The 20,293-nt window shown below is 70.3% G+C and carries 12 protein-coding genes and 1 pseudogene; 6 read left to right on the top strand and 7 right to left on the bottom strand.

The annotated features are described in order from the left end of the window. Positions 1–23 precede the first annotated feature (23 nt). The 6 genes and pseudogenes from ACHBTE_RS10980 to ACHBTE_RS10955 all read left to right on the top strand — a co-directional run. The gene (locus ACHBTE_RS10980; RefSeq protein WP_394723470.1) at positions 24–1,499 is read left to right on the top strand and encodes an aminotransferase class I/II-fold pyridoxal phosphate-dependent enzyme; all 1,476 of its coding nucleotides are present in this window, start codon (positions 24–26) and stop codon (positions 1,497–1,499) included. A 194-nt stretch (positions 1,500–1,693) separates the two neighbouring features. Further along, positions 1,694–5,809: an NACHT domain-containing protein gene (locus ACHBTE_RS10975; protein WP_394723469.1), complete on the top strand. Its 4,116-nt coding sequence runs from the start codon at positions 1,694–1,696 to the stop codon at positions 5,807–5,809. Next, complete coding sequence (locus ACHBTE_RS10970; protein ID WP_394723468.1) at positions 5,806–8,088, top strand: glycosyltransferase; 2,283 nt, start codon at positions 5,806–5,808, stop codon at positions 8,086–8,088. Before ACHBTE_RS10975 ends, ACHBTE_RS10970 begins: the two co-directional genes overlap by 4 nt. Positions 8,089–8,142: 54 nt before the next feature. Beyond that, positions 8,143–8,865 (top strand): hypothetical protein, encoded by a 723-nt coding sequence (locus ACHBTE_RS10965; protein WP_394723467.1) that lies wholly within the window; start codon positions 8,143–8,145, stop codon positions 8,863–8,865. A gap of 229 nt (positions 8,866–9,094) precedes the next feature. Next, positions 9,095–9,952, top strand: a complete 858-nt coding sequence (locus tag ACHBTE_RS10960; protein ID WP_394723466.1) for a hypothetical protein — start codon at positions 9,095–9,097, stop codon at positions 9,950–9,952. A 54-nt stretch (positions 9,953–10,006) separates the two neighbouring features. Further along, a pseudogene (locus tag ACHBTE_RS10955) lies at positions 10,007–10,714 on the top strand (M20/M25/M40 family metallo-hydrolase); the annotation flags it as partial. A gap of 124 nt (positions 10,715–10,838) precedes the next feature. Here the strand turns inward: ACHBTE_RS10955 and ACHBTE_RS10950 are convergent. The 7 genes from ACHBTE_RS10950 to xylB all read right to left on the bottom strand — a co-directional run bounded on the left by ACHBTE_RS10950 (position 10,839) and on the right by xylB (position 20,199). Further along, complete coding sequence (locus ACHBTE_RS10950; protein WP_394723465.1) at positions 10,839–11,801, bottom strand: hypothetical protein; 963 nt, start codon at positions 11,799–11,801, stop codon at positions 10,839–10,841. Positions 11,802–12,021: 220 nt separating this feature from the next. Continuing rightward, positions 12,022–13,257, bottom strand: a complete 1,236-nt coding sequence (locus tag ACHBTE_RS10945) for a cytochrome P450 (protein ID WP_394723464.1) — start codon at positions 13,255–13,257, stop codon at positions 12,022–12,024. Between the two features lie 202 nt (positions 13,258–13,459). Then, the gene (locus ACHBTE_RS10940; protein ID WP_394723463.1) at positions 13,460–14,983 is read right to left on the bottom strand and encodes an aldehyde dehydrogenase family protein; all 1,524 of its coding nucleotides are present in this window, start codon (positions 14,981–14,983) and stop codon (positions 13,460–13,462) included. Positions 14,984–15,088: 105 nt separating this feature from the next. Continuing rightward, positions 15,089–16,366, bottom strand: coding sequence for a GAF domain-containing protein (locus ACHBTE_RS10935; RefSeq protein WP_394723462.1), 1,278 nt, complete (start codon positions 16,364–16,366; stop codon positions 15,089–15,091). Positions 16,367–16,483: 117 nt separating this feature from the next. Beyond that, positions 16,484–17,083: an N-acetylmuramoyl-L-alanine amidase gene (locus tag ACHBTE_RS10930; RefSeq protein WP_394723461.1), complete on the bottom strand. Its 600-nt coding sequence runs from the start codon at positions 17,081–17,083 to the stop codon at positions 16,484–16,486. A 447-nt stretch (positions 17,084–17,530) separates the two neighbouring features. Continuing rightward, a complete protein-coding gene (locus ACHBTE_RS10925) occupies positions 17,531–18,739 on the bottom strand; it encodes an ROK family protein (RefSeq protein ID WP_394723459.1) in 1,209 nt (402 codons plus the stop codon). Positions 18,740–18,747: 8 nt separating this feature from the next. Continuing rightward, on the bottom strand, positions 18,748–20,199 hold the full coding sequence (gene xylB / locus ACHBTE_RS10920) for a xylulokinase (RefSeq protein ID WP_394723457.1): 1,452 nt from the start codon (positions 20,197–20,199) through the stop codon (positions 18,748–18,750). Positions 20,200–20,293 lie beyond the last annotated feature (94 nt).

The following is a 20,293-nucleotide window of genomic DNA, read 5'->3' as shown; positions in this document are numbered from 1 at the left end:
AAAGTGCTGGGGACCCGTGCCCCATGGGTGTGAACCACGCAGAGGCTCCGATCCTCGAAGCCCTCGCTCAGTACCAGAATGTCGATGAGCTGGGCTTCACGCCCCCAGGGCACAAGCGGGCTCGTGGCGCGGACCCACGCGCCCGCGCGGTCCTGGGGGACGCCGTGTTCTTCGGCGATGTCCTGGCCAACGGCGGCCTGGACGACCGGCTCACCCGGAGCCAGGTGCTCACGCGGGCCGAGAAACTCATGGCCGACGCCGTACACGCGGACCACACCTTCTTCTCGACCTGCGGAAGTTCCCTGTCGGTGAAGGCCGCCATGCTGGCGGTTACGTGCCCGGGGCACCGGCTCCTCGTCGGGCGCGACGCCCACAAGTCGGTGGTTGCCGGACTCATCCTCTCCGGCGTCCAGCCAGTGTGGGTCGAACCCCAGTGGGACGCCGCCCGGCATCTCGCTCATCCCCCCTCCGCGACGGCCTACGAGAAGGCGTTCAAGGAGTTCCCGGAAGCCGACGGTGCCCTGGTCACCAGCCCCACGCCGTACGGGGCCGCGGCCGACCTCGAGGGCATCGCCGAGGTCTGCCACCGGCTCGGGAAGCCGCTCATCGTGGACGAGGCGTGGGGTGCGCACCTGCCCTTCCACGACGATCTTCCGGCGTGGGCCATGGACGCGGGCGCCGACATCTGCGTCACCAGCATTCACAAGATGGGCAGCGGCCTGGAACAGGGTTCGGTCTTCCACCTCCAGGGCGACCTCATTGACCCCGCCGAACTGGCGTCGCGGGCCGACCTGCTCGGCACGACCAGCCCGAACGTCCTGATCTACGCGGGCATCGACGCCTGGCGCCGGCAGATGATCCAGCACGGGCATGAACTCATGGGCGCCGCCCTGGGGCTGGCGGCACGCGTGCGCACCGCCATCGAGGCGATCGACGGCCTGCACGTCCACGACGCCGACGACTTCTGCGGCCCCGGACTCGCCGCCGATTTCGACCCGCTGCCGGTCGTCATCGACATCAGCGAACTCGGCACGAGCGGCTACCGGGCGGCCGACTGGCTGCGGAAACACCATCACATCGACGTCCACCTCTTCGACCACCGGCGGATCAGCGCACAGCTCACCCACGCCGACGACGAGCAGACCTGCGAGCGTCTGCTGACGGCTCTTCGTGAGCTGTCCGAGCACGCCGACGAACTCGGCGACGCCCCCCAGGTCGTCGTCCCCGCCCCCGCCGACCTGCGGATGGAGCAGGCCACGCTGCCCCGGGACGCCTATTTCGCACGGCACGCGAAGATCCCCACGGCACAGGCGGTCGGCAGGAACGCGGCCGAGATGATCACCCCGTACCCGCCCGGTATCCCCGTGGTCCTGCCCGGCGAACGCTTGACGGAGCCGGTACTGAAGTACCTGGTCACCGGCGTCGAGTCCGGCATGTTCCTCCCGGACGCGGCCGACAAAAGCCTGCACACGATACGAGTGGTCGACGAGCAGCCCTGACAGCGCCCACAGCTCGCCCGCCCGCCGGGACTCACGACCAAGGCCGTCACCGTTACCCCGGAACCGGGGCTCCTCCCCCTCCGCTACCCGCTTCCACCTTTCGATCCGGTCGTTCACCTGCAAGCGAAGTCGTACAAGCGGTATGAAATACGTGTCCGTGGGGTCGGCCGAGGCCGCGGAATCGGGGGAGCGTCATGCCGGTCAGAAAAGCCACGACCAGAGTTGGCCACGTCGGCGTGGTGGCGGTGACGTCGGCCGCCGGCAGCATCACCGCGTTGGTCGCCGCAGCGTTCACCGGCGGCTGGTACCTGGTCGCGTTCGCCGGGGTCGCCACTTTCATCGGCAGTGTTTCCGGCACGATCCTGGCACGCCTGGACTTCCTGCGCGCGGGATTCGAGCAGCGGTACCTGCAGCAGGTCGCCCAGCTCTGCCGCCCGTCGGGCACCCTGACTCCTTCGGGGTCGAAGCCGAAGGCCCTCGACCCGCTGACGTACCCGGTGTTCATCGACGTACGGCTGAGGGAGGCGGGGCGGTCGAAACCGCGGCCGATCACCTCTTGGCTGAGCAGCTCGAAACCGGCCGTACTGACACTCGTCGGCGGTCCGGGCAGCGGTAAGTCGACCCTGCTCCGGCATATCGCCCTGCAAGCCGCGGAGGGAGAGCGCAAGTCACCGAGGAGCCTGCCCATCCTGCTGTCCTTACCGGACTGCGCAGCGGACATCGCCGCGTCGGTCGAGCTGTCGCTTCCCGAGGCGGTTCATGCCTCGTTGGGCGAACTCCAGGGGCGAGGGCGCGCCGACTGGTTCGAGCAGCAGCTCCACGACGGCCGATGCCTCGTGCTGCTCGACGCACTGGACGAGGTCCCCGACCGTTACCGACCCGCCGTTTCGGACTGGGTCCAGCAGCAGGTGATGCGTAACCCGGGCAACGACTTCGTGGTCGCCTCACGGAACCTCCCGCCCGGCAAGTGGCCTTCTCCCGATGCCCGCACCCTGCACCTCCAGCCCCTCACCGACAGCCAGATCGCCGACTACATGGAGCGCCAACTGCTCTCCGGGCTCACTCTGGTCAGTGCCGTGGAGAACCTGACCAGGGGCAAGACCCTGGAACAGATGCGCGAACGATCGGACCTCCTGGAGTTCGCGAGAACGCCCCTGTTGCTCGCGCTGCTGACGAACACCTACCGCTTCACCGGCCGGCTGCCGGTGAACCGCACCGTCCTGTACGGCGAACTCGTGGAACACCAGCTGTCGCGCCGCGCGCCACGGTCGGACGACGAACTGTCCCCGGAGCAAAAGCTGCGGATCGTCCGTGTGCTGGCGCTGGCCATGACACAAGACGGCCGTGAGACGGCACCGGAGGACTGGTGCACGCTGACGATCGAGCGTTCGCTGCGCAGGTCCGGCCCCGTCAGTCCGGCGCGTTTCCTGAGGCTGATCGTCGACGACGGCGTCCTCGTACAGGGTCCCGGGCACACGTACATGTTCGCCCACCGCGAATTCCAGAGGTACCTCACCGCGGCACAGATCGGTGCCGAGGGCTCCGTTCGGTTGCTCATCGACCGCGTCGAGGACCCACGGTGGCACGACATCATCCTCACCTGGGCCTCCTCGGCGGACGCCAGCCCCGTGATCGAGGCATGTCTGCGGCGCGGCAGCGACGCCATGCTGAGCCTGGCCCTGGACTGCGCGGCCGTCAGCCCGCAGATCGATCCGGAACTCCGCTCGGACCTGCAAGGGCTGCGGCGTCGGAGGCGGACCGTCGAACCGGGGAAGGACGCGCTGACGACGTACGTGGAGGAGCAGTACTCGACAGCGGCGGCGCAGCTGCTGCCACGCTTCCGCGAGCGGGGGCATCGCGTCGGGCGGCGCGAGATCGACGAACTGCTGGCCCGCCCGCAGTCGCGCCCGGCCTCCGACTGGACCGAAGCGGACGCCTCCGCGTTCCTGTCGGCCGCCGTCCTCGCCACAGAGGTCGCCTGGCACCGGGAGGCGAGCGGCTACCGCTTCAAGGGACTCATCGCCCTGGCGTACGCCCTACGTGAGCGCAGCCGCTCATCCTCCCGCGATCTGTGCCTCGCCGCGCTGCGGCAACTCGATCAGAACGGGCCACAGCCCGCCGACGTACTGCTGGCCTGCCTCGCCTATCTCGGCAGCACAGTGCCCCAGGACGGCACCGATGAGTTCGTGCGGGCCCTGCGCAGCGCGTGCCGTGCCGCGGGCAACCGGGCCGGCGAGTTGTTGGTGCCGCTGGTGGCCGCACATCAAGAGGCCGCCCGGCTGGTCGTCGACGCCGTGCGCGGGGATGAGGAGTTGACCGGGCGGATGTCGGAACTCCTCGGCACCGATCCGGCCGGCTCGACGACACTCGCCGGCTGGGAGCCGGCGGTCGAGCGGTGGCATCGCGCCCGCCGGGAACTCGTCCACCAGTTCTGTGAACTCGCTCAGTTGACGGTGGACGAGGAGTCGTTGCTCCAGGCCAGAGAGCGCATGGCCGAAGGTCTCCAGCAGCAGTCGGCCGGAGTGCTCGGACTGAAGAAGCTCTCCCAGGCACTCGACCGGCTCGACCATTTCCTGCGCAACGAGCAGTTCGACGAACGCGACACAGCGCTGCGCGCCGCCGAACGGTACGCGGCGGCGGTGCGCGACGGGGTCCGCAGTGCTCCCACCTCGTTGTCCGTCGAGCTCTCCGAACCCGCCGCGGTCCGCATCGAGGAGCTCGTGCAAGAGGAGCGACGACGGCTTGCCCAGCGTCACCCGCCCCACCCCGGTCTCGTGGCGGCGCTGCCCACCGCCCGGATTCGGGGCAGGACCCTCACGGTCGCGGTCGAGGTGGCCAATCAGGACGTACGCAGCGCCCCCATCGAGTCCGCCTGGCTGACCGCCACCGGCGATCCCGCCGTCCTCACACCGCAGGACGGCCCCACGGAGGTGCCCGATCCGGTCCGTGGCGGCACTGCCACGACCGTTCTGCTGCGCTTGACACTCGCCGAGGCGGCGCTGGATTCCGAGCGGGTCGAGATGGATCTGGAACTCCGCTACCGGCGCCGGGACCAGCCGGACGACGCCGTGCTGCGGGGACGCTTGACCGTCCGCGTGGACCGGACTCACGCGCCCATCGAGCCCAACCCGTTCATGGCCGGCAACTCGGGCCTCCCGGTGGGCGACCCCGACATGTTCTTCGGCCAGAAGGAACTGATCGACAGGGTCCTCGAACGACTTCGCGGCACCTCCGAACCCGGAGCGGGTATCGCGCTGTTCGGCCAGAAACGGACCGGCAAATCCTCGATCCGCGTGGAACTGATACGACGGCTCCGCGCGGCCGACGGTCTCCCGGTCGCCGATGTGGGCAATCTCGGCGAGCTGACTCCGCAGCGTCACAACGAAACGGACACCGGCACACTGCTCGGTTCGCTGCTGTGGCGGATCCTCGACCGGGCTGACAAATCCATCGCGTCCGGCATCAGGCTGATCCCGGACGGTTTCGACCGCGACGCGCTGATCAAGAGCCCTGACCCGGTGGAGGACTGCGCGGCCCTGTTCGACCGCTACCGCACCGCATGCCCTGACGGCCTGCCATGGGTCGTGCTCATCGACGAGTTCCAGTACATGGACCAGTGGATCCGCGAAGGGCTCGTGGGACCGTCCTTCATGCAGACGTTCAAGGCCATAGTCGAGCGGCGGCTGTTCCATCTGGTGCTGGTCGGCCAGACGCGACTGGAGCGCCTTGTCGAGGAGGACCCGAACGCGTTCGGCGTGTTCTACCTCGAACGGGTCACCTGTCTGGCCGAGCCGGACGCCCGCGCCCTCATCCAGGAGCCGGTCATGCTCGCCACCCCGGAGGGCCGAGTGAGCCGCTACCACGAGCGGGCGGTCGAGGAGATCCTCCGGCTCAGCGGCGGGAATCCCTACTACATCCAGAAGATCTGCTTCGCGCTCGTGGCTTTCATGAACGGCGAATGTGCCACGTCCGTCACCGATGCCGACGTACGCGAAGTCACCCGGTCCATGCTGAACGGATTGCGCGGGGAGCAGTTCGACGGTCTCGAAGCCCCCGACTTCGGCGACGACCGCTGGACCGCTGAGGAACTGCGCGCCGCCCTCGTCGCCCTGTCCTGTGCCTGCTCCACCGGGCTCGCCTCGCGGGAGGCGATCGAGCGCTGCCATCAGCGGCCACTCGCTGCCGGGCTGCTGGAGCATCTGGTCTCCCGAGACGTCGTCCGCCAGGTCGGCGACCGCTACCAGTTCGTCGTAGGCCTGTACGAGGAATGGCTGCGACGCTACTTCGTCGCCCCGGAAGGACAGTTGTGAGCACTGCCAATCCGTACGAGGGTGCGGGCCGACCTTGGCGCGCCGTCGGGCAGGACGCCGGGGGGTTCGTCGAACGAGCACAACTGCTCGAAACGATCGAGTCGCTGTGGCGGGCGCCCGGGCGCCCCGGCAACCTCAGCGTCCTCGGCCAGCTGCGGTACGGAAAGAGCAGCCTCGTCGAACGGGCCCTGAGCCGGGTCGACCGGGTCGACTTGGCGGTCGTCCGGCTCTCCGTGGTGGAACTGGACTCGGTGTTCGGGTTGTTCCGCGCCCTCACCCGGCAGGTCACCGAACGCTTCGCGGGCGTCCCCGACCTGGCACGGCTCGACAACACCGTGCAGAAGGCGCACGGCTGGTACGACCTGGAGAACGCGGTCACCAGCTACTTCGAAGCAGCCGGACGCCGTGGGGTGCAGGTCCTGCTGGTCCTGGACGAGTTCGACCGTGCCCCCTGGGTGCTGGTCGATCTCTCGGGCTATCAGCTGCTGCGCTCGCTGGTCAGCGAACCCCGTTACCCCGTAGGGCTGGTGACGATCTCGCGCCGCTCGGTCTTCGAGATCGAGGAGGACGCGGCCGGAGGGTCGCGGCTCGACGGCGTCATGTCCCAACGGTGTTACGTCGGGCTCCTGGAGCCGAACGAAGTGACCGAGCTGCTGGGCCGGGCCGTGGCAGCAGGCGTCGATCTGAGCGCGGTGCGGTCACAGATCCTCGACCGGTGCGGGCGCCACCCCTACCTCCTGGGCCTCCTGTGCAGACGTCTGGTGGAGGAGCACATCGCCGGCGGGGCGGTCGACGTGCCCAAGGCCCACGAACTGGAGTCCGGTGTCTTCCACGCGTACTTCGACCGGCTCATCGAGGAGGTCGATGTCGACCTGTCCGGACGTGGCGCGTCGCTGCTGAACGCCGTCGCCAACGGCTCGCCCGTCTCCGGCTTGGCTCCCCTCGATGTTCAGGAGCTCCTCGACAAGGGCGTCCTTGTCCGCGAAGGCGACTCGATCCGGCTGTTCTCCGAGGAGTTCGCGGCCTATCTGCGTGCGGCGACCACCGCTGCGCCGGTGCCGCCGCGGCCGAGGACTCCGGCCCAGAAGCGGTGCACCGCCCTGCTGGTGGCAACGGAGTGGGGTTCCGCCCACGGTGGACTCAGCACGTTCAACCGCGAATTGTGCCTGGCGCTGGCCCGCGCCGACGTCCGGGTGTTCTGTCTGGTCGCCGACGTCACCGATGACGAAGTGGCGAAGGCGAAGGCCGCCGGAGTCACCGTCCTGCGGAGCCGGCCGGTCGCAGGGGCCGACGAGATGGCCGGCCTGATGCAACGGCCGCACCTGCCCGACGGCGTGGTCCCCGAGCTGGTGATCGGGCACGGCCGGGTCACCGGACCCGCGGCCCAGGTGCAGGCGGCGACCTTCACGCGGGCGAAGTCGTTGCACTTCGTGCACATGGCCCCGGACGAGATCGAGTGGCACAAGCTGGACCGGAAGAACGACTTCCACTTGAGTGCGGAGAATCGCACACGGATCGAGGTCCAACTGGGCCGTGCCGCCGACCGGCTGGTTGCGGTGGGCCCCCGGCTGTACGGCAGGTTCCGGGGGTTCTTCGCCGGGCGGGACGACTCCGACGCGATCCGCTTCGATCCGGGCTTCGACCTCACGGATCCGCGTCCTCGGCGGATCCCGGACAACGACCCGCTCACCGTTCTGCTCATGGGCCGCACCGAGGACGCCGAACTCAAGGGCCTGGACCTGGCCGCCGCGGCCTGCGGTCTGGTCGCGGACTGGCGGCACGCGGCGCGTAAGCGGGAGATCGAGCTCGTGGTCCGCGGTGTACCCCCCGAGGACGAGATCCGGCAGAAGCGCCAACTGGACGCATGGGCGGCCAACCCGAGGCTCCATGTCGTACCGCGCATGTACACCACGGAGGCCGAGCGGCTCGCGGACGACCTCAACCGAGCGAGTGTCGTCATCATGCCGTCGCGAGCCGAGGGCTTCGGCCTCGTGGGGCAGGAAGCCATCGTGGACGGCACTCCGGTGCTGGTCAGCGAGAAGAGCGGGCTCGCGGACCTGCTCAGGACAGCCCTCGGTGACGAGCGGGCCGCCGCGTGGGTGGTGCCGATGTCCGGCGACAAGGAGACTGACGTCCAGACGTGGGCCCGTGAGATCGACGGGATGCTGACCGGCCGGGAACAGCGGTTCGCTGCCGCCGAGTCGCTCCGCGTGGAGCTGGCCGAGCGGCTGCCGTGGTCGCGGTCGGTCGACCGGCTGCTCGCCGAGATGGGGTTCTGACCGATTCGTACGGCGCTCCGGCGCTCTGAGAAGGAGGCAGCGATCTACTCGGTCGTGGTCAACGTGCTGATGGGGCTGGCGACCAGTGTCATCGGCGGTGCGTGTGTCTGGCTCTGGGAGCGCGGGAAGAACGCCCGGGTGCTGCGGCGCAGGGCCGCCTTCTTCGGACTGGTACCGGGCGAGACCTGTCTGCTCGTCATAGGCAACAAGTACAACGTGAGGGGAGCCGCCACCCACAAGGACATCCGCGCCGTCATCGAAGTGGCGACCCTGGCGAGCCAGATCGGCTGCGACACCGTCATCGAGTCGAGTGACGACTTCCGCGGCAGCAACGGCGATCGCACCGAGTACTGCATCGGCGGTCCCCTGGGCGCCGCCAACGTCCGCACAGGCGGCCATCTCGCGGCCCACCTCCCGGGCGTCAGGATCCTTCCGTACGGCGCGGACCCCGAGTCGGCGGCCATCGCCGTAGGGGAACACCGCTTTCTGTTCGAGCACGACCGTGTGGAACACACCCTGGTGGCCAAGTTCACGCCGCCGGAGGCCACCCGCCCGGTCGTCGTCATCTGCGGCCAGAGCTCCCTGGCCAACCAGGCGGCCATCCACCACCTCACACGCAACTACCGGGAGGTCGCCGGGCGTCTCGCCTCGATCGAGCGGTTCTGCATCGTGATCAAGGTCTCGGACATCGGCACCTACGGGTACCAACGGGCGCACTTTCTCCGCGATGTGACGCCAGAGGCCTTCGCTCCGACGGCCGGCGGCACGCCCACCTGATGAAGTGAGCGTATTTCCGCCCACACCGGGCACTCGCGTCCCAAGCCGACGGCACGTCAGGTGCGGTCGGTGACCGTGAACCGGTCGTGTGGGCCGGTCTTGCGACTGGTCTTGTGACCGGGCTTGGTGAACCGGTCCTAGTGAACCGGTCCTAGTGAACCGGTCCTGGTGAACCGGTCTTGGTGCACCGGACTTCGTGAGCCGGTCATCGCGAGGAGAAGGGGAACTGATGCGGAGCAGTGGGGTCAAGGCGGGCGCGATCGGAACAGCCGTCCTCATGGGGAGTGCCTTACTGACGGCCTGCGGGGGCGACGGCGATCCGAACGCCGACAAGCCCGCGGCCTCGGCGAGTGCGGGCGGCGCCCAGGAGCAGGGTACGACGGCGGTGCGCAGTGCCTACGACAGGACCGCCGAGGCCGAGACGGCGAAGCTGACCCTCAAGGTGCGGGCCGCGGCGAACGGCCGGTCGGTCACGTCCGACGGCAAGGGGGCCATCGACCTCGCCGACGGTGACAGCACCATGACCGTCACCGCCGAGGGCAAGACCATCGAGCAGCGCGTCGTCGACCAGGTGCTCTATCAGAAGGCCCCCGGTCAGAAGGTGCCGGACGGCAAGTCCTGGGTCAAGATCGACCTCCAGAAGGTCGCGGAACGCCAGGGTGTGAACCCCGGTCAGATCGGTGACCCGGCACAGTCCGCCGGCTATGCGAAGGCGATCACCGACAAGGACGTCTCCAAGGTCGGCGCCGAGACGATCGACGGCGTCCGGACCACCCGCTACAAGGTCTCCGTCGATGTCGCGAAGCTGCCCGGCGGCAGCCGACTGCGGGAGCAGTTCGGCCCGACGCTGCCCATGCAGATCTGGCTCGACGACGACGGCCGGATCCGCCGCCAGCAGGTCGACATGACCGTCAAGGCTCCCGCCTCCGCCCAGCCCGGAAGCAGTGCCTCGCCCCGACAGATCAAAGTGAGCACGCTGATGGAGTACTCCGACTTCGGAACGGAGGTCGATGCCGACGCCCCGCCGGCCGAGCAGGTGGCCGACATGACCGACCAGGTACTGAAGAACGGCCGACAGCAGAGCTGACACCACCCTCGCCGCCGTCCTCGACAACCGCCTCGGCGGGAAGGCCACGCTCCGGTCACGGCCGATGAAGAGGTCGGCTCCCACTCCTCCCGAGCCCTCATCGAGGAACGCGCCCGGGCCTGCGGCGCCGTCCTCGTCTTCGAAGGCGCCGCCGACGGGGGAGCGCTGAAGACCGGCCGCAAGGGCTGCGGCACGTTCCAGGTCGCCGTCAGGGGCCGCGCCTCGCACGCCGGCCTCGAACCCGAGGCCGGCGTCAACGCCCTGATCGAGGCGTCGCACCAGGTGCTGGAGATCGCCGCACTCGGCCGACCCGAGATCGGTACGACGGTCACCCCCACCGTGGCCGCTGCCGGCACCCTGGACAACGTGGTCCCGGCGGAAGCCACCGTGACCGTCGATGTCCGCGTCGAGTCGGCCGAGGAGAAGCAGCGGATCGAGTCCGCGTTCGCGGCGCTCACCCCGCATCTCGACGAAGCCGAGATCACCGTTCAGGGAGGCATCGGCCGACCCCCGATGCCCGAGTCGGCCTCGACCGAACTCTTCGCCATGGCACAGCGATGCGTCGAAGGCGTCGTGGTCGGCGGCGGAAGCGACGGCAACTTCACGGCGGCACTGGGCGTACCGACGCTCGACGGCCTGGGAGCAGTCGGCGGCGGTGCCCACGCCGATCAGGAGTACCTCGTCATCGAGTCCAGGGCGGAACGGGCGAACCTCGGTACCGGGCTCGTCGAGGCGATCCGTGCGGCGCGGGGCCGGCCCTAGTTCGCGGGAACGTGCCCCGCGTGCGCGTGCCTCGCGGGAACGTGCTCCGCGAGAACCTGCGGCGCGAGAACGTGCTCCATGAGAACTGGGGCGCGAGAACGCTGAGGCCGGCCCCGGGGGAGGTTCAGCCGGTCCGGAGGCCCAGCCCGTAGAACGTGACGTGGTAGTCGTCCACGTACTCGGCCTCACCGCCGACGATCAGGTCGGCCGGTTCGCTGACCCCGACCGCCCTTGCCGTCGCCACGAGCATCTCCGCGAGTGCGCGGCCCTTCGGTTCGCCGGGGCCGCCCGCGTCCACGCGCCACACCGGATCGTCGTCGCTCCAGACGGAAGCCGTGCTCGGGTGCTGCGCCACGGTGCCCCAGCCGAGAGCGGCCGGATCGACGTCGTCCGGGGCGAAGCAGCCGATCGACAGCCGGTCCCGGCACGTCACATCGAAGAGGATGGGTGCCCCGCTGCCGGTGCGCCCGTAGAGCGGCATCCCGATGCCGATGCCGAGTGCGGTGGTCTCCGCGGGCAGTGCCCCCAGGAAGTCGCTCAGCGACCGGGTGACGGTTTCCCAGCTACGGGCGGTCCAGCCGCCGGGGAAGCCGAGGCCGGCGTTGGCCCGGTCACGGTTACTGCCGAAGTAGCCGCTGATCGATTGCTCTTCGCCGATGCCCTGGCGCCAGAACCAGTTCTCCGCCGGGTCCGTGGGCTGGAGGACCAGCTCCGGTCCTGCCTTCCCGGCGCGAAGTTCCAGGGTGTCCGGACGGCCGCGCCAGCGCATGAAGGGCGCGCCCCACAGCTGCCCGCTGTCGTAGAACGGGCCGATGTCGCCGTGCGAACCCAGAACGGACGGCTCTCCCAGCGCAGCGGTCAGTTCCTCGTTGACGGCACGGAAGGCGGCGGCCTGCGCCGCGTCGTCCGCAGCGACGGTCGCCAACGGGACCGCGAGCTCCACGTACGACTCGCCGCCGACGTACCGTTCCTCGTATCGGCCGACCGGACGCAGCCGGGCGTCACCCGAGGAGCGTCCGGTGACCAGTACGGGACTGTCCGGTGTGCCGCTCCAGGCCCAGCCCAGCTCGGCCGCCAAGGCCCTCACCCCGTCGGGCGTCCAGCCGCCGGTGTCCGCCGCAAGGAGTCGGCGGGCGAGGTCCGCTGTGGATGGTTCTTCGATTGCGGATGGTTCTTCGATGCTTCCCCGTTGTGCGTTCATGCGCTCATCGTGCCGCATTCCCGACGGGACCTGTTCCACGGGAGCCGGGGGGAGATACCAGCCCTGCTCCCGTCGAGACGGTCTGCGCCCCGGTGATGACGCTCCATCAGGTGGCCGCAAGGCCGAGGCGGACGGGGAGCCTCTGGTGACCATTGCTGATGAGGGAGGCCACCGGCTTCAACTCTGCGGCGGGCTCGGCGAGCCGGACGTCGGGAAAGCGGTCGAAGAGGTGTTGGAGCGCACAGGCGACTTCCAGTCGGGCCAACGGAGCGCCCAGACAGAAGTGGACGCCATGACCGAAGGCAAGATGGTCCTTGTCCCGGCGGCCGGCATCGAAGGCGTCGGCGTCGGCGTGCCAGCCGGGGTGGCGGTTCGCGGCGGCGTAGGAGGCGAGGATGGCCTCGCCGCGTGCAATGGTCCGGCCATCGGGCAGCGGGATGTCCGCCACGGCGAAGCGCAGGGGAAGGTGTTTCACGGCCGGTTCGTGACGCAGGGTCTCCTCCACGACGTCGTTCCAGGTGATGGCACCGGTCCGGACCAGCCGCAGTTGGTCCGGGCGCGTCAGCATCGTGAAGACGCTCTGGTCGATGACGTTGACCGTGGTCTCGTACCCGGCACTGATCATCAGCAGCAGCGTGTCGCGAAGCTCCTGAGGGGCGAGGCCGCTGCCGTCGGCCTCCTCGTCCCGGGCCTGGATCAGCAGCGAGGTCAGGTCGTCACCCGGGTCGTGGCGCTTGGCGGCGATCAGCTCGTCCAACTGCCCGTACAGACGGGCGGTGTTGGCCTGGGCCTGTGTCGGTGTCAGCGTGGTGTCGAAGACGCCGTCCACGAGCTGCCGGAACCCGTAACGACGGCCCTGTGGCACACCCATGAGATGGCCGATCACGGCAATGGGGAGCGGGTGGGCCAGGTGCCGGCGCAGGTCCACCACCTCGTCCTCGTGCTCGGGAAGGGCGGCGAGACGGTCGAGCAACTCGACCACCATGGCTTCGATGACCGGCTTCATGCCGGCTGTGCGGCGCGCGCTGAAGGCCGGCGCGATCAGACGCCGCAGCCTGCGGTGGTCCGGGCCATAGGCCGTGAACATGTTCTCCACCGCGATCCACAGCGCAAGTGGCCAGCGAGCGACGGTCTCCTGAAAGGCCGGCCAGTGAGCGCGGCCGTCCTTCGACACATCCGGGCTGGTCAGCAGCTGCTTGAGGAGGTCCGGGTCGGTGACGGCCCACGCCGGGACACCGAGGATGTCCACCTGGGCGGCCACCCCCTGGGCACGTAAGGAAAGGTGCTCGGCGTGGCGGTCGGCGCCGGTGGGGTCGAGGACGATCAGAGGCTGCTCGGGCACGGAAGGCTCCTTGGCGGACGGCGGGGAACAGGGCGGGCAACGCTTCGGGCCAGTGGTCGGCGAACCCTCGACAGTCTGAACGGGAGCATGAAGGAAGCCTCCCGGCCGCGGCGCATCCGGCCGGAAAGGCTTCACAGATGCCCTGAACCGCTTCGACGGCAGGGCCTGCACCGGACCCTGGCCGGACGCCCTCCTCCGGTGTCTAGAAGAAGCCCAGCCTCTTCGGCGAGTACGACACCAGCAGGTTCTTCGTCTGCTGGTAGTGCTCCAGCATCATCTTGTGCGTCTCACGACCGATGCCCGACCCCTTGTACCCTCCGAACGCAGCGTGCGCCGGATAGGCGTGATAGCAGTTCGTCCACACGCGACCGGCTTGGATGGCGCGGCCCGCCCGGTACGCGGTGTTGACGTCCCGGGTCCACACGCCCGCCCCGAGCCCGTACAACGTGTCGTTGGCGATCTTGATGGCGTCGTCGAAACCGTCGAAGGACGTCACCGAGACCACCGGCCCGAAGATCTCCTCCTGGAAGATCCGCATGCGGTTGTCGCCCTCGAAGACGGTCGGCTGGACGTAGTAGCCGCCCTTCAACTCGCCGTCGTGCTCGATACGTTCGCCACCCGTGAGCACCTTCGCGCCCTCCTGCCGGCCGATGTCCAGGTAGGAGAGGATCTTCTCCAGCTGGTCGTTCGAGGCCTGCGCGCCGATCATCGTGTCCGTGTCCAGCGGGTGACCGGTCTTGATGCGCTCGGTGCGTTCGACCGCCGCCGCCATGAACTCGGCGTAGCTGCCGCGCTGCACGAGCGCCCGGGACGGGCAGGTGCACACCTCGCCCTGGTTGAGCGCGAACATCGTGAAACCCTCGAGCGCCTTGTCCCGGAAGTCGTCGTCGGCCGACCAGACGTCGTCGAAGAAGATGTTCGGTGACTTGCCGCCGAGTTCGAGCGTCACCGGGGTGATGTTCTCGGAGGCGTACTGCATGATCAAGCGGCCCGTGGTGGTCTCGCCGGTGAACGCCACTTTGGCCACCCTGGAGCTGGAAGCCAGCGGCTTGCCGGCCTCCACACCGAAGCCGTTGACGATGTTCACCACCCCGGGCGGGAGCAGATCGGAGACCAGGCTGAGCCAGTAGTGGATGGAAGCGGGGGTCTGCTCGGCCGGCTTGAGCACGACCGCGTTGCCCGCGGCCAGTGCCGGGGCCAACTTCCAGGTCGCCATCAGAATCGGGAAGTTCCACGGGATGATCTGCGCGACCACGCCGAGCGGCTCGTGGAAGTGGTACGCCACCGTGTCGTCGTCGACCTCACCGAGCGAGCCCTCTTGCGCCCTGATCGTGCCCGCGAAGTAGCGGAAGTGGTCGATGGCCAGCGGGATGTCGGCCGCCAGGGTCTCCCGCACCGGCTTGCCGTTCTCCCAGCTCTCGGCGACCGCCAGCCGCTCCAGGTTCGCCTCCATCCGGTCGGCGATCTTCAGCAGGATGCCGGCCCGGTCGGTCACCGATGTCCGTCCCCACCCCGGGGCCGCCGCGTGCGCCGCGTCGAGCGCCCGCTCCACGTCCTCCGCCGTGCCCCGGGCGATCTCGGTGAACGGCTGACCGTTCACCGGCGACGGGTTCTCGAAGTACTGCCCCCCGGCCGGCGGCACGTACTCACCGCCGATGAAGTGGTCGTAGCGCGCCTGGTAGGAGACGATCGCACCTTCGGTGCCGGGCGCCGCGTAACGGGTCATACTGCTCTGCCTCCCGAAGAAGCGCTGCCCGCCGTTGGACAGCTCTGGCGTGAGGGTAGGAACGGTGGGGTTGCAAGTACGTTGCGTGGGCCGGGCCGGGCCCGGTCAGCGCGCCGGGCGACGCTCCCACGCGTGCGGGGCCGCGAGCTCGGACGACAGCGCCGCCAGCCTCGAACGCACCGCCGCGGTCGGACGCACCGCGGCGAGCGCCTGCCATACGTCGAGGTCGTCCTCCCCCCAGGGCGAGTGCGCCCAGTCGGCCAGCAGGTCGGGGTCCCGGCGGGCGATCAGCGCCGTACGGAGCCCGTCGGCGAGAAGGCGTCTGAGCCGCAACACCGCAGGAGCCTGCGAACCGGGCAGCAGCGGGCCGCCGTACGCCGCCGCCGCGGCCGTGACCGCACCGGTCTCCAGCCGACGCTCGACCACCGCGACGTCCGACTCGACCGGCACCGTGAGCCGGTAGGGACGCGACGCCAGCAACCCAGGGCCCAGCACCCGCCGCAGACGGGCGAGTTCGGCGCGCAGCGTCACGGGCGTCACCGACTCGTCCTCGTACAGCGCGCACAGCAGCTCGTCCCCGCTCAGCCCCTCCGGATGACGGGCCAGCAGCACCAGGATCTCGCTGTGCCGACGGCTGAGCCTGACCTGCCGGCCGCCCACGCGCAACCGCGCCTCGTCGCGGCCCAGCGCGAGCAGCTCCGTCGTGTCCGAGGCGGGCACCGGCGGCGCCAGCAGTGCCAGATGGGCCTCCGCGGCACGCGCGACCGCCTGCACGAACCCCAGGCTGTGCGGATGCGCGAGCCCGTCCCCGCCGGTGATGTCCACCGCCCCGAGCACTCGCCCGGTCCGCGGATCGTGCACCGGTGCCGCGGCACAGGTCCAGGGCTGCACCCGGCGTATGAAGTGCTCGGCCGCGAAGACCTGGACCGGACGGTCCACAGCCACCGCCGTGCCCGGCGCGTTCGTCCCGACGGCCGTCTCCGCCCAGCGCGCACCCGGTACGAAGTTCATCCGGTCCGCTCTGCGCCGCGTCGCCGGATGCCCCTCGACCCACAGCAGTCTGCCGTGCGCGTCGCACACCGCGAGCAGATGCTCACCGTCGGCGGCGAACGTCCCCATCAGCTCCCTGAACAGCGGCATCACCCGCGCCAGCGGATGCTCCGCCCGATAGGCACCGAGATCGCCGTCCGCCAACTCCACGCTCGCGCTCCCGTCCGGACCGACTCCGGCCCGCGCGGAGCGCCGCCATGAGTCCGCGACCACGGCGCGCACCGGTGTCGGCACGGTGCCCACGTGGGTGAAGGTCTCATGCGCACGACGCAGCACCCGGACACGCTCGGCAGGGTCGGCCCCCGGCTCCAGGGCCACCCATGGATCGGTCAACTCGGCCTCCTCGGAACGCGATGCGCTGGGGACATCGTCACTCCCCGTAGGCGCATGGACAACCTCTTCGACGGCGGTGCCCCGAACCACTGCCCGCCGGTGCGGCCGTGGGGGCACTCAGACGCCGTTGACCAGACGTATGTAGCGCGTCCAGTCCCAGTGCGGGCCGGGGTCGGTGTGGTCCGTGCCCGGCACCTCGTAATGCCCGATGATGTGCTCGCGGTCCTTCGGGATGCCGTATCTGTCGCAGATTCTCGCTGTGAGCCGGGCCGACGTCTCGTACATCACGGTGGTGAACCAGGCGGTCCGGTCCACCCATCCCTCGTGCTCGATGCCGATGCTGCGTGTGTTGTGGTCCCAGTCCCCGGCGTGCCAGGCGATGTCCGACTCTCTGACGCACTGGGAGGTGTGTCCGTCCGCCGACCGGACCACGTAGTGCGCGGACACGTTCTTCTTGGGGTTCTCGAAGACGAACAGGGTGTTGCGGTAGATGGTCTGGGTCACGTGGAGGATCACCCGATCGATGTGATGGCTGGAAGGGCGGTTCGCCGGCGTGTAGTTGGAGACGCTCGCCGGTCGCCACTCGGCGAGCGGGTAGTCCGGTCCGGGGACATGCGCACCGGCCGGCCGTTCGGGGAGCAGGGCGTACGGGACGGCGGCGAGGGCGGTGCCTTGGAGGATCCGCCGCCTGCTGAGGCTTGGTCTTGCGCGTTCCAAAGAGCCGTGGCCTTTCGGGGTCGAGGTCGCGTGGGGCGCGGGGGACAGTTCGGGCGGGGCGAGCGGGGCAGGTTCTCGGCGCAGGGCAGTCGCCGTCTCCGCAGCCGAGCGTGCACCCCGCGGTCGTTCTCACGTGTGGGCAGCCATTCCTTGCGGATCTTCGCCACTCCCGGATCACTCATCGCTGCACCACTCCGTTCTGCACAAGGCCGGTGGGAGAGTTCGGCGAGACCTGCCGGTTCGGCGGCGCGACTGTGAATCCCCCTGGTTCACACCGCAGCGCCACCGTCGTGAGCCGACGGTTTGCGCCTCGCGTGGATCACGGTACGACGAGGGGGAGTCGGGCAGAAGTCAGCCCCGGTATTCCGTGGACAGCCGCGGGATTGTGGACAACTCGCTCACTCACACGTGTGAACTCGCCCTGGAGCCGGGCCCGGTACGTCCACCTCAGGTCCGGGAGGCCACCGCCGACGGATCGTCGAGCACCGCCCGCACCACCGAGTGCGCGGCCCCCAGCAAGGGCCCCTCGGGCCCCAGCCGCGACACGGCCACCGGGCAGGCCGGACCCGCGGTGCGCCGGTCCAGCTCGGCCTCCAGCGAGGGCAGCAGCCAGGGCGCGAGACCCGCCAGCGCGCCTCCCAGCACCACGCTCTCGGGGTCCAGCAGATTGACCGCGCCGGTCAGTGCGACACCGAGCGCCCGACCCGCGTCTCGCAGGGCGCGTCTTACGTCTTCGTCGCCTTCGGCCGCCCGCCCGGCGAGCAGCCCGACGCGGTCCTCGCCCGGCTCCAGCCCGGCGGCCCGCAGGACGGCCTCCTCACCCGCGTACTGTTCCAGGCACCCTCGACCCCCGCAGGGGCACTCGAGGCCGTCCGGCTGGACGGGCACGTGGCCCAACTCGCCCGCGAAACCGCGCGTTCCGCGCAGCAGTCCGCCGTCCACCACTACCGCCGCGCCGATGCCGATCTCGGCCGACACGTGCAGGAAGTCGCGCGGGGTGCCCTCGCCCAGCCAGAGCTCGGCGAGGGCACCGAAGTTCGCCTCGTTGCCCACGGTCAGCGGGAAGTTCACGGGCAGCAGGGCGCCGAGATCCATGTCCCGCCACCCGAGGTTGGGGGCGCGTACCACGGTACGGGCGTCCCGCGCCACCAGACCCGGCACGGCGACCGCGAGACCGGCGGGCCACAGCCCCTCGCGCTCGGCGTCGGCGACGACCCGGCGCACCAGCGCGGTGAGTTCCTCGATCACCGGTCGCGGGTCACGGCCCCGGTTCGCGCCGTGCCGCACATGTCTGGACCGTACGTCGCCCCGCAGATCGACCGCGCAGACGGCGAGATGGTCGACACCGACCTCGGCGCCGATCCCGGCGGGCCCGTGTCCGCTGACCGCCAGCGCCGACCCCGGACGGCCCACGCGGCCGGGCCGCTCGGGGCCGAGCTCCTCGAGGAGCCCCGAGCGGATCAGCTCGTCGACGAGCGTGGACACCGCGGCGCGGGTCAGCCCGATACGGGAGGCGACGGCGGCCCGGGAGAGCGGGCCCTCGGCACTGACCGTGTGCATCACCCGCGCCAGGTTGCGGCGGCGCATGCCCTGCTGGGTGTCGGGCAGCGCGCGCCCGGCGCCGGCCGGCCGGGACTCGTGCAGCGGTGCGGTCATGCCTGGAGTCAGTCCTCAGTACGCCTCGGGGCCCGCTCCAGCAGCGGCGCCGCGTCGGAGAGTACCCCGCTGATCCTGGCCAGCGTCACCTCGTCCCGCTCGACGGCCTCGAGCACCGGCCCGCGCGCGGTGTTCCAACGCCGGGCCACCGCGGCCGGGTCCTCGCCGGTCAGCAGGCCCGCCGCCTGGGCCGCCGCGCCGAGCGCGACGAGTTCCTTGGCCTCGGGGACCTGCACCGGCCGCCCCGACAGCCGCCGTACCGTCTGCTGCCAAGCCCTGCCCCGTGCTCCGCCGCCGATCAGCAGCAGCGGCGCCGAGCGGTCCGCGTCCTCGTCCAGCACCAGGTCCAGCGCACCCAGCAGTGCGTGGACGGCGCCGTCATAGGCGGCCTGGAGCAGCTGGCCGGCCGTCGTGTCGTGACGCAGCCCGTGCAGGAGGCCCGAGGCGTTCGGCAGGTTCGGTGTGCGTTCGCCGTCCAGATAGGGCAGGAGGGTGAGGCCGGTGGTGGGCTCCACGGCCTCGCGGTCGAGGCCCAGCAGGGTCGCCAGGCGGTCCACCGCGAGGGTGCAGTTCAGGGTGCAGGCCAGGGGCAGCCAGTCGCCGTGCGCGTCGGCGAAGCCCGCCACCGTGCCGGTCGCATCGCCCGGCCGCCGCTTCGACACGGCGTACACCGTGCCCGAGGTGCCGAGGGACAGCACCGGAGCTCCCGGGCGCAGTCCGAGCCCCAGGGCGGCTGCCGCGTTGTCACCGGTGCCGGATGCCACGAGGGTGCCCCTGGAGAACGGCAGATCATGGCCGTCGCGCACGGTGCCGGCGACCTCGCCGGGCCGGACCAGACGCGGCAACAGTGCCGGGTCGAGCCCCACATGCGCCAGGATCTCGTCGTCGTACGACTCCGTCCCAGAGGCCCACCAGCCCGTACCGGAGGCGTCGCCGCGGTCGGTGGTGCCTTGCCCCGTGAGGCGTTCGGTGAGGTAGTCGTGAGGGAGACGTACCGCCTTGGTGGCCCGGACGGCCGCCGGCTCGTTCTCGGCGAGCCAGGCCCACTTCGTGACCGTGAAGGAGGCCGCCGGGACGGAGCCGGTGCGCTCTGCCCAGAACTTCGCGCCGCCCAGTTCCTCTGTCAGGCGGCGGGCCTGCGGGGCCGAGCGCACGTCGTTCCACAGCAGGGCAGGGCGCACCGGCTCCCCCCGGTCGTCCAGCGTCACCAGGCCGTGCTGCTGCCCGCCGACGGACACCGCTGCGGCCTCGCGCGCCGCGTCGCCGCACTGATGCAGCGCCTCGCGCAGGGCGTCCCACCACTGACGCGGGTCGCTCTCGCGGCCGACGCCGGACGACACCGTGTGCGGTGCCTGACCGCTTGCGACGACCTGCCCGGTCGACGCGTCGACGACCAGCGCCTTGGTGGACTGGGTGGACGTGTCCACGCCGACCACGAGCGGACCCTCGGCTGCTGACATCGCGCACTCCCTTTTCCGCTTTCCGCGCCTCTGCGGGATCTGACCTGCTCTTTTCGAGGGTGCCCGGGGTGTCACGGCCCGACCTCACCCCATG

The sequence above is a fragment of the Streptomyces sp. M41 genome (assembly GCF_043673425.1).
Taxonomy (GTDB): domain Bacteria; phylum Actinomycetota; class Actinomycetes; order Streptomycetales; family Streptomycetaceae; genus Streptomyces.
The sequence above is the reverse complement of the archived record's forward strand: the minus strand, read 5'-3'. Positions and strand labels throughout refer to the sequence as shown.